The organism is Legionella qingyii, from assembly GCF_003990155.1.
Taxonomy (GTDB): Bacteria; Pseudomonadota; Gammaproteobacteria; order Legionellales; family Legionellaceae; genus Legionella; species Legionella qingyii.
This window is the reverse complement of the sequence record NZ_RZGX01000003.1, coordinates 1-13,524: the sequence shown is the minus strand read 5'-3', so window position 1 is coordinate 13,524 and position 13,524 is coordinate 1. Positions and strand designations below refer to the sequence as shown.

Genomic DNA, 13,524 nt, shown 5'->3' with positions numbered 1-13,524 from the left:
TACCAATTAATTTCTTCTGTTATGATAAATTTATCGAGTAGTTATCATTTAAAGGATTAGTACTATGGTTCAAGATGAGTCCAAAAAAAAATCTAAAGGACATATTGTTTTATCGTCACATCCATCCGGGCATACTGCTGCACCATTAAAAATTAAATGGGGCGCTGAAAACCCTAAAGAACGAGGTCCGGTAATAGCCTCCCTCACTAATATAAAAAATCGTAATGCGGTTGGCACCCACTCTGGATCCTATTCAGTTTATCGAGCACTTGCCGTCGCTGCTGGAGTATTGGACCCAGAACATGTACCTGATCTTACGGATACGACGCCTCCAGTTACCATAGGCCCTCATCCTCAATGGAGTGACAGTCAGAAGATCATCTCTCTTGATCCTTGGGGACATCTAGTAGCCAATGTTTTCGCTGAAGAAATTCAAGCAGGATATGACATTCGCCCTACTATAGCAGTTACCAAAGCGCATATTAATATTCCTGAATTGCATACGGCTATTCAAAGAGGTCGCCTCAAGCCCGATGGAAAAATATTAAAAGAATCAGGAGATGTAGCAGTTACTAAAGTGGCGTTAGAACCAGTTTGGTATCTACCCGGAATCGCCGAACGCTTTAAAATCTCAGAATCACATTTGCGTCGAACCTTATTTGAGCAAACAGCAGGAATGTTCCCTGAACTGGTAACACGCTCCGACTTCGATGTATTTCTTCCTCCGATAGGCGGGATGACTGCCTATTTTTTTGGTGATGTAACCACCATCCACGATCCCCAAATTGAGCTTACATGTCGTATTCATGATGAATGCAATGGCTCTGATGTGTTTGGTTCAGATATTTGTACCTGCAGACCCTATTTGGTACATGGAATCGAATTGTCTATTGAGTCGGCACAAAAAGGCGGGGCTGGTTTGATTGTATATAATCGAAAAGAAGGAAGAGCTCTCGGTGAGGTAACCAAATTTTTAGTTTATAACGCTCGCAAAAGACAAAAAGGTGGCGATACGGCTGCTAAATACTTTGAAAGAACAGAGTGTGTTGCGGGAGTTCAAGACATGCGTTTTCAAGAATTAATGTCAGATGTCTTGCATTGGCTTGGTATTACCAAAATCCATCGTTTCGTCTCCATGTCCAATATGAAATATGATGCATTACTCAAATCTGGAATTCAGGTTGTAGAACGAGTAACCATTCCCGATGAACTCGTTCCTCCTGACGCACAAGTAGAAATGAATGCCAAACGTGCGGCCGGTTATTATTCACCCGATCGAATCGTAGACATTAATGAATTAGCAAGAACTAAAGGACGTGACCTTAATGAGTAATGAACAAGAAACTGCCCAAGTGTTAGCCACATTAAAGGATCCTCGGACTATACGTGTGCGCTCACAAGCTATTTTAGAACGAGTTAAACAAGATAAGTCAGCTTATTTCTCCCTAGATCCGGAAAAAATGACCAGCACTGCTTCTTTTGTTATTGAAGTCATTCAGGATAATTATCCAAATCTTGATATTCCTTATCACAGTCGTTGGCGTCATTTTGAAGCCGGAGGTATTGATCGAATTAAAAAAATGCAGGCACAATTGAATACCTTTTCTGCAGCGGAACAGGGAAAAATCCTTTATGAACTGGTTATCATCAGTGTATTTCTAGATGCCGGTGCCGGGCAATATTGGCACTACAAGGAGCCTGAGACAGGGGCAGAATATTCCCGATCAGAAGGTCTTGCCTTAGCAAGTTTATCTCTTTATCAAAAAGGTGTTTTCAGTGCCATCCCAACTGAACCGTTGAGAGTAGATGCCGAGCGTTTATTGACTTTTAATGAAGATGAGTTACGTCATGGATTCCAAGTAACTACCGAGAATCCACTAGATGGCCTTTCCGGGAGAGTTGCTCTGCTCAATCGACTTGGCGCATTAATACAACACGATGAACATCATTTTGGAAAAGAAAACCGCTTAGGTAACTTTTATACTTATATAAGCTCCTTGGCAGCAAATAACAGACTTACAGCACCGCAGATTTTTCATGAAGTACTCAATACATTTAATGAAATATGGCCAGCCAGACTTTCATTTCATGGAGTTCCTCTTGGAGATGTGTGGCAATATAATGCTCTAAAAACAAATGATCCTGGATCGGAATACATTCCCTTTCATAAATTATCCCAGTGGCTTACATACTCCTTGATTGAGCCATTAGAACAAGCGGGAATTACAGTAACTCATTTAGAAGAACTCACGGGTTTACCAGAGTATCGAAATGGTGGTTTACTCATCGATTGTGGTGTACTGAAAATTAAAAATAAGGAAGCTCTGGAAAAAGCCCTGCCACCTGATGCAGAAATGATTGTGGAGTGGCGTGCATTGACCATTACACTCTTGGATGAATTAGCTGCATTGATCAGAAAAAAATTGCAAAAAAATGCCATTGAACTCCCTTTGGCTAAAATTTTGCAAGGAGGCACCTGGGAGGCCGGACGACGAATTGCGAAACAAAAACGCCCCCAAGGCACCCCACCTGTCCAGATTATTAGTGATGGTACCGTTTTTTAAATTAAGACAATTTTCGCTTGGATATATTGCAGCCAAAGTGAAGGCGCATGCCGTAGCCCGGTTTCCTAGTAAAGATGTCCCGGGTTCCGCGTCGCTACCAAGCTACAATTTTTCACCTAAAACCGCAGTTTGGAGTTAAAATGAACAATCAACATGTTGTTGTAGTGAACCACCCATTAATTCAGCATAAATTAACAATTATGCGCCGAAAAGATACCAGTACTGTCAAATTTCGTAATTTGATGCATGAAATTAGCATGTTACTCGCTTATGAAATCACTCGTGATTTAGAAATCGAATATGAAGAAATCGAAACACCCCTAGCCATGATGCAATCACCTGTTTTAAAAGGTAAAAAATTGGTTTTTGTTTCAATTTTGCGAGCAGGTAATGGTTTAGTCGATGGCATGTTGCAACTTGTACCTACAGCACGAATTGGTCACATCGGTTTGTATCGTGATCCTAAAACACTAGAAGCTATTGAATATTATATTAAACTTCCAGAGCATACTCGAGATCGCGATGTCATTGTAGTTGATCCTATGTTAGCAACTGGAAATTCAGCAATTGCCGCAGTTAAGGAAATTAAAGCCATCAGTCCCAAATCAATTAAATTTCTCTGTCTGCTTGCCTCGCCAGAAGGAATTGCAGCATTTCATGAAGAACATCCAGAAATTCCCATTTACACGGCCGCAATAGATCAACAACTCAATGAAAAAGGATATATTATTCCAGGATTAGGGGATGCCGGGGATCGACTTTATGGTACCAAATTGGAATATTAGTCCCTAAAACCAAGTAAATATTTATGGAACATTCTGTCAACATAAGAGGCCATTGTTGAAATTTTGGCTTCGAAGTGTTAATATTGAACACCGTGCTCGGTATTACATAAAGGATGTTTTAATGTCATCAAATGAAACTGCAGGAATACTTTCACCTTTAGCTACAAGTAAAAAGTATTCATGGACAAAACAGGATACCGTCTGGATGCTAAGTCTTTACGGTACCGCTGTAGGTGCTGGAACTCTGTTCCTTCCAATTGATGCCGGACTTAATGGGATCTGGCCCTTAATAATAATGACCATACTTGCCTTTCCCATGACTTACTTCTCACATCGTGCACTATGTCGTTTTGTTTTATCAGGCTCTTCTACTCAAAATGACATTACCGAGGTGGTTGAAGAGCACTTCGGTACTTTTGCAGGAAGAATACTGACTGGTTTGTATTTTTTTGCGATTTATCCCATTTTATTAATGTATAGTGTGGCTATTACCAATACCACTGAAAGTTTTCTTGTGAATCAGTTAGGTATATCTGCTCCTCCAAGAGCACTTTTAGCCATAATACTAATTCTTGCTCTTATGGCGATTGTCCGCTTCGGTCAGGAAATAATTGTCAAATCAATGTCCGTAATGGTTTATCCTTTTGCAACTATATTATTATTTTTGTCTATTTATTTGATTCCCAACTGGAATAACGCCATTTTACAACAAGACAACTCGTTACATGCCAACGGTGGTCATGGATTGTTAATGACTCTATGGCTAGTCATTCCAGTCATGGTATTTTCCTTTAATCATTCGCCAATTATTTCATCTTTCGCAGTGAATCAAAAAAAACAACATGGTATTGATGCAGATAGCCATAGTACCGCGATCATGCGCTATAGCCATTTGCTTATGGTTTTTTCAGTGATGTTCTTTGTATTTAGTTGTGTTTTTAGCCTCTCACCGCAGGATCTTTTACAAGCGAAACAACAAAACATTTCGATTTTATCTTATCTTGCAAATCATTTTAAAACGCCGCTGATTGCGACCATCGCTCCTATTATTGCCTTTATTGCAATTTCCAAATCGTTTCTTGGTCATTATTTAGGGGCTAAAGAAGGTCTTAGCAGTATTATTGTCAATTTGCTCAAACCAACTGGAAAAAAAATAAGCTCATGCAAGTTGCAACGCATCATAGAAATTTTTATGGTACTGACCTGCTGGATTGTAGCTACAATCAATCCCAACATCTTAAAAATGATAGAAACTTTGGGTGGACCAGTTATTGCTATGCTGCTCTTTATTATGCCTATGTATGCAACTGCCAAAATTCCAGCAATGGAAAAATATCGTACACATGTTGCAAGCAATGCATTTACAACAATCATGGGCATCATCTCTATTTCAGCCATAGTATATGGCTTGCTATAAAATGGTTCGTAGTCTGCGTGCAACTTAATAGAACAAAGGCTACGTTGCGCACAGCTCCTATTTTCATTCCTACGAAAATATGAAACAATTTATATCAATCTCATTCAATACCATTTTCGATGCACGTTGAATTTCACCACGTACCTATAGAAAACATTCAGGCGGGACAATATCAGCCTAGACAAGATTTTAATGACATCGCATTAAAAGAACTCGCCCAATCGATTGTCTCCCAGGGTTTGATTGAACCCTTAATCGTAAGATCAATAGCAAAACAACGTTATGAAATTATTGCTGGAGAGAGGCGATGGCGTGCTGCAAAAATAGCTGGCTTGCAAACAGTGCCTTGCCTAATAGGAAATTATAGTGACAAACAAGCATGCGCTCTCACTCTAATTGAAAATATCCAACGAGAAGATTTAAATTTGATTGAAGAAGCAAGCGCTTATCGGCGATTGATTGATGAATTTAATTATCACCAAGATGAAATAGCTACTTTAGTTGGAAAGTCACGTAGTCATATTGCCAATATTATTCGTCTACTTGGTTTAAGTGAAAAAATAAAAAATTTAATTAGGGATAAAACGTTATCTTTGGGGCATGCGCGAGTCCTTGTAGGGCTAAGTCCTGCGCAACAAGAATATTTAGCCCAGCAAACTATAGAGCAACAATGGTCAGTGAGGCAGTTAGAACATGCGGTTAAAACGCAAAAAAACAAAGAATCTTCTCCTCTCCAAAATGCTAAAAAAGATCGAGACATTGAGCGATTGCAAACGGTATTGGCAGAGCAAGTGGGCGCACCTGTACAAATAATAAACGACAATGGTGATGGAGGATGGTTACAAGTTAAATTTTTTGATAATGACACCCTTGCAGGACTTTTGGAGCGATTGGGCTTGAGATATGATTAGACCATGTTTATCAACCCTCGCATCAGCATATGGCAAAGCAAAAGGAACGACCTCGATGAAAAGGATCTTAACTGGCACGTTTTTATTGGCATTATCAGCACTATCACATGGTGCCAGTATCCAAAGCGAAGTAGATAAGTTAATTAACCGCATTAATCCGAATGTTAACCTCGGAATTGTCGTTCTTGACCTAACCTCTGGTCAAACTCTATATCGCCGCAATGCAGAACGGTTGTATATCCCTGCAAGTAACATGAAACTTTTTTCGGAAGCAGCCGCTTTAATGGTGCTTGGGCCAGATTATCGTTTTAAAAATCAATTAAATGTGAGTGCTGGTAACGTACAACAGGGCGTGCTCCAAGGAAACGTTTATGTGCAACTAAGCGGAGACCCTTCATTTAGCCGCAATGATTTAAACACGCTACTTTCTTCCTTGAAAGAATGGAATATCAATACCATCCAGGGTAATGTATACATCGATAGCAGTTTTGCTGGAGTCGATCCCTATCCACCAGGTTGGCTAACAACGGATTTATCCTACAGCTATGGTGCCCCCAATGCCCCAGTTATGGTTGATTCTAATCGTTTGACTGTTACCGTAAACCCTGGTGCTCAGGCTGGAGATCCTGCAATCGTTGAAGCAGACGATGGTGGTGGCGCCATCACATTAAATAACCTGGCTACAACTAAAGCCAACGCCAAAGGGTGTGGTGTAGGTTTTAGTTTAGATCAAAACAATCATTTAACTGTTCGAGGTTGCGTTGGAGTAGGACAGTGGGCAGTACAACAACGTTTGGCTATAAAAAACCCTTTAATGTATGCTCAAGCGATGATCAAAAACCAATTGATAAAAGCCAATATCCAACTCAATGGTCAAGTACAATTAGGTAAAACTCCAGCGGGTTCTTTATTAATTGCGACCCAATACTCTAAACCTGTATCGCAATTGATGGCAGATACGTTAAAACCCTCTGATAATCTCTACGCAGACAGCCTTTATTTACATGCTGCTGAAAAACTCAAGGGAGCTCCCGTCAACTGGCGAAGTGCTGAGCCCTTGATCAAAAACTTTTTACAATCACAAACAGGAATCGATTTTTCTAATGCGATTTTTACTGATGGGTCAGGCCTGTCACGCTACAGCTTGGTAACCCCTGAGCAAACCATATCACTATTAAAATTTTTATATCAACGTTTTCCATTATCTTATGAATATATAGCCGCACTACCTATTTCCGGACGTGATGGAACCTTGCAAAAAAGATTCCGTATTCCAATACAACAAGGTTTTGTGCGTGCTAAAACCGGTACTATGACCGGGATAAACAGTCTTTCAGGATATTTATATACGGCCAATGGCCATACATTGGCTTTCGCAATGTATGTCAACAGACAACCAGGAAAAGCCTCTGGACCCGGACGCCCAGTACTGGATGCAATTATTACTTATTTTCTACAGAAAAACCCAGAAAGCAGTCGTTTAAGTCGAGTTTTCTCACCCCATCAACGCATTAGTTTCCAATTGAATCCTACTCAAGCTGAAAAACAAAAAGTACATCAAGCTCGATGGAGACGTTTGGAGTCTGCAATACGAACTGCGCTGAGTGGACAATCTGTTAACATAATATATCGAGGCAATGAGCTTATCGTACATGATAACCAAGCGGATCCTGGAAAAGTATGGTCATCATTGCAATCCGTAGTAAAAAAATATCCTTTTGCAGTAATGCTGTCCTCCAAGACGCTACCGATTAATCCTTCTGGAAGCCCTGCCCTACTCTGGATACAGGCACCCGATACATCCAATCAAACCCAAAGAATATGGAGTATTCGCGAAGCAGCCTAGGAATACGTCATTGCCACAGGCAACGAAACTTGGAAAGAGTACAAAATTTCTGAGTTTCGTTACCCTCACCCAACATAAATGATTTAATATACCCCATATCCCTGAATAAATTACAATGGAGACTCAATTGAACGCACTAGTTCAAATTATTCTACTGTTTTTTTGTTTCTTTCATTCTGTATACGCTGCACCCACCTTTTTAACCCTTAGTGATATTCATTACGGCAGTAATAATCTATCTCGTGACGGAGAAGATACTGGCACAGAATTCTTGAAAATTACTATGAGGGAATATGCAAAACTGAGCAATAAAGTAGATTTCATTCTTTGCTTGGGTGATTTACCCACTCATTCTTTATTTAATACAACTAAAAAGGGAGAGTTTGAAAAAACTGTATTTGACGAATTATATAAAAACGATAAGAAACTGAAACCTATTTTTTATATTGCAGGCAACAATGATTCGTTACTTGGCAATTACCAACCTTTCGAATCAAATGGCGTATCCCCGTTAAATTTTGCTACGGATTGGGATGGAGCTTGTGCTCATTGTAAAGGCTTAATTATTGATGACAGTCACATGTATCAAGATGGATATTATTCCAGTTATGTAATACCCGGGAACAAAAATATTATTTTGATTGCCTTAAATGCAACTCAATGGACAAAAACTCCTATCCTTTCACAGTATCCTAATCAGGAACATGATGCGTTAATCCAACTTTCTTGGCTGAATCAACAATTAAAAAATCATCATGCCAAACAATTGTTAATTGCCATGCATGAACCACCCGGAAACTCATATCGCGGAGAACCCATTTGGCATAAACCCTACATGCAGGAATTTATAAAAATATTAAACAACAACAAAAAATCATATGGAGAAATTACCCTGATCACATCCCACACCCACATGGATGAGCTCAGAAAAATCCATCTAAAGGGCGGCAGTAATATATATGCTTATTCTACCCCGTCTATCAGCCGCATCCATCATAATTACCCAAGTATGAAAATATTTAGCATGAGCAATAATCTAAAAATAAAAAATTTTACTACTTATTATACAAGTGACCTAATCAGTTGGAAAAACGAGCAATATCAGGCGCTAAACTCCCCTGGTGCTATTTTTCCACATTGTCACCAAACACTATCTCAATGTCTCAATAAGTTAAATACCGAACAAGTATGCAATTATTTAGATAATGGTTTGTTTTATGGAGTAAAAAGTCCGAAGGTACCCAATCATGAATGCAATAAAATATATAAAGTTTCCTAATTGACAAATTCATAAATCAACTCTAAGTTTAACCCGTGATCATTAAAGGACTAAATTATGAAAGCACTTTATACAGCAACAGCACGTACGCACGGTGGCCGAAATGGTCATATAGAAACCTCAGACGGATTACTAAGACTGGATCTCGCCAAACCCAAGGAATTAGGAGGCCAAGGCGGTGGCACAAATCCAGAAGAATTATTTGCTGCAGGTTATGGCGCATGCTTTGAAAGTGCCTTGCGCCATGTTGCCAGTTTACAGAAAATTTCTCTGCAAGATGTCTCAATTCTTTCTCAGGTCTCTTTGTACCCCACACCAGAAAAAGGATACAAGCTTGGAGTTGAAATGCATACTCACATTACAGGTTTAAACCAAAAAGAGGCAGAAGAATTAGTAGCTAAAGCTCATGAAATTTGTCCTTATTCTAATGCAATTCGTGGCAATATTGATGTGGAATTTAAGATCAGCACAGAATAAAGCATCATGCCTGGATGAAGCAAAGCTTAACAGCGATTTAAGATTATACAAGTCCTAAAACCCGGGTTTCGTTGTGCGTGCCCGGGCCAAAATTTATAGTTTAATCATATTGCAGGATGCTTATGACACTAGAGATCTTGCCAAGGGCAACCAACCCGCATGCGATATAGCATGACCTCCACTATCATGCAAAGATTGGGCTTGTCATAAATGCTATGCCGTTGCATGATCTCCCTCAGCTTTGACCAAAGCTCGTCATTGAGCATAAATCGAAACATTGCAAAGTCATTCTATACTAGCTATCAGAACCGTTATATTATGAGTTTGGAAATTTTATATTGGTTGGTTGGACGGTTCCTGATAATATAAACTTATTTGTTAAAAATTCTCTATGAAAAACAAACAATTTGATCTTATCGTACTCGGTGGGGGCAGTGGCGGTATCGCGAGTGCGGTGCGAGCCGCCAAATATGGTGCCAAGGTAGCTGTAGTAGAACCAAGCTATTTGGGTGGTACCTGTGTCAATTTAGGTTGTGTCCCCAAAAAAATTATGTTCAATGCGTCCATGATTAATGAAATGATACATCATGCACCTGAATATGGTTTTACTCTTACAACAACATCTCTTGATTGGAACAGTCTGGTTAATAAACGTAATGCCTATATAAAACGACTCAGGGAAAACTATGCAAAACGTTTTACCCAATTTAACATCACTTTAATTCAGGGTGCTGGTGCTTTTCATGACGCACACTCAATCCAGGTAAATGACGTGCTGTACCAGGCACATCATATCATCATTGCGACAGGCGGCAAACCATCTCTACCAATGATTCATGGAATTCAACATGCAATCGATTCGGATGGTTTCTTTGCCTTGACCAAACAACCTGAAAAAGTAGCAATCATTGGTAGTGGGTACATCGGAGTGGAGCTGGCAGGAGTATTAAACAATCTAGGAAGTGAAACACATCTCTTAATGAGAGGCACACGACCTTTATCCCGATTTGATCATGTCCTAGGTGATACCTTGATGGAAGTCATGCAACAACAAGGTATTCATCTCCACACAAATCATAAAGCAAAAGAAATAAACTTACATAGTGATGGCAGAAAATCTATAGTATGTGCCAGCGGTTCAATTATTCAGGATATAGACGTCATTATTGCCGCTGTAGGAAGAAAACCCCGAACGTCTGGGTTGAACCTGGAGAAAGTAAAAGTTGCCATTGATGAGCAAGGTTTGGTTTTGGTCGATGCTTTTCAAAACACCAGTACTCAAGGGATCTATGCCTTAGGTGATGTAACCAATGCACCAGCTCTTACTCCTGTAGCAATAGCTGCAGGCCGTCGTTTAGCAGATCGTTTGTTTGGAAAACAACCCGAAGCGTGTCTAAATTATGAGAATATAAGCACTGTAATCTTTAGTCACCCCCCAATAGGAACAGTTGGTCTCAGTGAACAGGAGGCTATTGAACAATACGGTAAAGAGCAAATTAAAATCTATCAAACTCGTTTTAATCCAATGTTTGAAGCATTCGCTGAAGAAAAAACACCTACCGTGATGAAATTAGTTACCCTGGGCAAAGAAGAAAAAATTATTGGTTTGCATGTTATTGGAATGGCCGCTGATGAAATGCTGCAAGGCTTTGGTGTGGCAATAAAGATGGGTGCCTGTAAAAAAGATTTTGATAATACAGTTGCTATTCACCCTACAAGTGCAGAAGAATTTGTAACGATGGTTTAATAATATGAATGATGCTATTCGCAGTTTTCAAGGTAAATCGCCTTCATTAGGCCAAAGAGTATACATCGATCCTAAATCAGTAGTCATTGGCGATGTATCCCTGGGTGACGATGTATCCGTTTGGCCCATGGCTGTTTTACGTGGGGATGTGAACTCGATTAAAATAGGCAAAGCATGCAGTATTCAAGATGGGGCTATTTTGCATGTTACCCATGATGGCCCCTATACATCAGGGGGACAGCCATTAATTTTAGGCCAGGGAATTACAATTGGACATCAAGCAGTATTACATGGTTGTATTATTGATGATTTTTGTCTCATTGGTATGGGAGCATTAATTTTGGATGCTGTACACATATCCCATCATGTAATGGTCGGAGCAGGATCTTTAGTCGCTCCTGGAAAGGTACTGGAAAGTGGTTACCTATATCTTGGAAATCCAGCTAAAGCAATTAGAAAATTAACCGATCAAGAACTTGAGATGTTAGAGTATTCAGCACAACATTATGTGCGTCTCAAGGATAAGCATTTGGCATCATTATAGTATTGTAACTTGATAATGCAAAATGGACTCCTTAATCAGTTTATTATACTCAGAGGTGTTATATAAATTTTCACACATAATTTAGGAAAATAGTCAGATCTATTCATTGATATTCGTCCTATCTTCCTAAAATTAATAGCGCGGTTTAATTCAAATTCATGGAGTAGGAGGCGTCGGTGGCATAGGGTGTTCAGATACTACTTGCTTTGGTTGATTCATGAGGCCATGTGTACTAAGCAATATTCCATTATTCACTTTTGTTGACTCTTTTAAATCGATAGCCTGCTCAGCTTGTTCCAGTTCTTGTTCCATTTTTTGTATAAGAAACTGCAAGCGAGCATTTTGCTCCGCCAATTCTGATTGTATTGACTTAACATCTGCAATTCCATTTTCTAGAGCAATGAGTCGTTCTTTAATTTTCATTTATATTCCCTACAAATCATTTTTAATTATTAAACTATTCATGGACTTAGTATCCTATCTAAAGGCCGGTGAATAATAACAATTAATTAACCATAACTCGAGTTACTCCAGAAATTTTCATGACTAAATTTTCTGTATATGCACTTGAGGGGGTTTGAAAACCAATTGGAGCATTTCCTGATAGAACATTTTGGATAATCATTACTGTAGATAAAGCAGTCAGTGTATAACCATTTGGCGTAGTCATTAAAGCTGCAATTTTTTCTCCTGAATCATTAACTACTTCGCCATAAATTTTTACAACTGAATTCGTTCTTTGTTCCTCAGTAGGCCCAGCAGGCAACTGATTGATTTTATGTGTTATATACTTTTTAATTAGAGGCCAACTTAAAAGCCATTTAAATGAATTAATAACGTTTTTAAATTTCATTACTTTTCTTGGTAAAGCCATATAAGTTTCAATATGTGGGATTTGTGTAGACCACCATGCTGACGCCAAATCTCCCCATGAAATCGTGGCACATAACAAATTCTTTGTAGTACCAAAATCAAAAGAATGGGTCTTCCAGCTAAAAGAAACTTTTTTTAAAGCACCATTATCTCGAATTAGAGTTCCTTCAGGAATATCTTCTATCATTGTTTTAGCAGTGCCATGAGAGATACTTAAACCTGAATTTTCATTAAATGTTGCGATAGCAAGTAATAGTCGGCTTGCGTCAGGCAAACAACATTTCAAATAAGCAGCCAAACAATCACTAGGAACCACATCAAATCCAGAACCAGGAAGCAACATAATCCCTTCCATGAGTGCACGTTCATTCATTGCCATGAGCCCTTCTATTACCATGACCTCGCCAGTAATATCCAAATAATGTGTTTTTACTGCAAGACAAGCCAAGGCCATGTTTTTATAGGTATACTTGAATGGACCAGCACAATGAATTACTGCAATGAGATCGCGCAGCGCTTTTTTAGTTTGTTCCAGATCATTCACATCAAATACTCTGTATTCCAAATTCAAAGCATTGGCTTGTACCTTTAATTTTTCTTCATCTCTACCTGCTAATATCGGCTTTAATCCTTGCTGTACACTTAATTGAGCGATCAAGTTACCGGTATATCCATAAGAGCCATAAATTAGGAAATTTTTCTTTGTCATAAGATGCCTGAATATATTTTTATCCAGTGTATCTCGAGAATTGTCATTTATCGAGGTCCAAGTATCTGAAAAACTAATAGAGAATAAAAAATTTTGGAAACGAATTAAGTAGTTAGAGTTAAATCGCTAGAAATCATAGCAAATTGGTTGAAATAGCGAATTAGATGATAAAAAAGCAGAATTCGGAAGAATATTTAATAAGTCATAATTAAAAAAAAAGCGACCGTAAAGCCGCTTTTCAAGAATAAAACCCTGGCGATGACCTACTTTCACATGAGGAGACCTCACACTATCATTGGCGCGGGCTCGTTTCACTTCTGAGTTCGAGATGGAATCAGGTGGTTCCAAGCCGCTATGGTCGCCAGGAAAACT

12 protein-coding genes, 1 rRNA gene and 1 pseudogene are annotated in these 13,524 nt (G+C 39.0%); 10 read left to right on the top strand and 4 right to left on the bottom strand.

From position 1 onward, the window contains the following. Positions 1-64: 64 nt before the first annotated feature. The 8 genes from ELY20_RS02460 (at position 65) to ELY20_RS02425 (ending at position 9,279) form a co-directional block, all read left to right on the top strand. Positions 65-1,333: a GTP cyclohydrolase II gene (locus tag ELY20_RS02460; RefSeq protein WP_110143227.1), complete on the top strand. Its 1,269-nt coding sequence runs from the start codon at positions 65-67 to the stop codon at positions 1,331-1,333. Continuing rightward, positions 1,326-2,564, top strand: coding sequence for a URC4/urg3 family protein (locus tag ELY20_RS02455; RefSeq protein WP_110143228.1), 1,239 nt, complete (start codon positions 1,326-1,328; stop codon positions 2,562-2,564). The genes ELY20_RS02460 and ELY20_RS02455 overlap by 8 nt, the downstream gene beginning before the upstream one ends. 140 nt (positions 2,565-2,704) lie before the next feature. Continuing rightward, a complete protein-coding gene (gene upp, locus ELY20_RS02450; RefSeq protein ID WP_110143229.1) occupies positions 2,705-3,349 on the top strand; it encodes a uracil phosphoribosyltransferase in 645 nt (214 codons plus the stop codon). 121 nt (positions 3,350-3,470) lie between these two features. After that, on the top strand, positions 3,471-4,766 hold the full coding sequence (locus ELY20_RS02445; protein WP_110143230.1) for a serine/threonine transporter: 1,296 nt from the start codon (positions 3,471-3,473) through the stop codon (positions 4,764-4,766). A 119-nt stretch (positions 4,767-4,885) separates the two neighbouring features. Next, positions 4,886-5,677, top strand: coding sequence for a ParB/RepB/Spo0J family partition protein (locus ELY20_RS02440; protein ID WP_110143231.1), 792 nt, complete (start codon positions 4,886-4,888; stop codon positions 5,675-5,677). Between the two features lie 55 nt (positions 5,678-5,732). Next, positions 5,733-7,523 carry a D-alanyl-D-alanine carboxypeptidase/D-alanyl-D-alanine endopeptidase gene (gene dacB, locus ELY20_RS02435; RefSeq protein WP_110143244.1) on the top strand — a complete coding sequence of 597 codons (1,791 nt, stop codon included), beginning with the start codon at positions 5,733-5,735 and terminating at the stop codon, positions 7,521-7,523. Between the two features lie 127 nt (positions 7,524-7,650). Next, entirely contained in the window at positions 7,651-8,802 is a 1,152-nt protein-coding gene (locus ELY20_RS02430; RefSeq protein ID WP_110143245.1) for a metallophosphoesterase, read from the top strand. Positions 8,803-8,859: 57 nt separating this feature from the next. Next, positions 8,860-9,279, top strand: a complete 420-nt coding sequence (locus ELY20_RS02425; protein ID WP_110143232.1) for an organic hydroperoxide resistance protein — start codon at positions 8,860-8,862, stop codon at positions 9,277-9,279. Between the two features lie 131 nt (positions 9,280-9,410). Here the strand turns inward: ELY20_RS02425 and ELY20_RS02420 are convergent. Then, positions 9,411-9,557, bottom strand: a pseudogene (locus ELY20_RS02420) (IS5/IS1182 family transposase); the annotation flags it as partial. Between the two features lie 113 nt (positions 9,558-9,670). Between ELY20_RS02420 and gorA the strand changes: the two are divergent. Further along, a complete protein-coding gene (gene gorA / locus ELY20_RS02415) occupies positions 9,671-11,026 on the top strand; it encodes a glutathione-disulfide reductase (protein ID WP_110143233.1) in 1,356 nt (451 codons plus the stop codon). Positions 11,027-11,030: 4 nt separating this feature from the next. After that, entirely contained in the window at positions 11,031-11,570 is a 540-nt protein-coding gene (locus tag ELY20_RS02410) for a gamma carbonic anhydrase family protein (protein WP_110143234.1), read from the top strand. Between the two features lie 156 nt (positions 11,571-11,726). Here ELY20_RS02410 and ELY20_RS02405 read toward each other — a convergent pair whose 3' ends face one another. The 3 genes from ELY20_RS02405 to rrf form a co-directional block, all read right to left on the bottom strand. After that, entirely contained in the window at positions 11,727-11,993 is a 267-nt protein-coding gene (locus tag ELY20_RS02405; RefSeq protein ID WP_110143235.1) for a hypothetical protein, read from the bottom strand. Positions 11,994-12,075: 82 nt separating this feature from the next. After that, positions 12,076-13,152 (bottom strand): saccharopine dehydrogenase family protein, encoded by a 1,077-nt coding sequence (locus ELY20_RS02400; RefSeq protein ID WP_110143236.1) that lies wholly within the window; start codon positions 13,150-13,152, stop codon positions 12,076-12,078. A 250-nt stretch (positions 13,153-13,402) separates the two neighbouring features. After that, positions 13,403-13,518: ribosomal RNA gene (gene rrf / locus ELY20_RS02395) — 5S ribosomal RNA — on the bottom strand. Positions 13,519-13,524 lie beyond the last annotated feature (6 nt).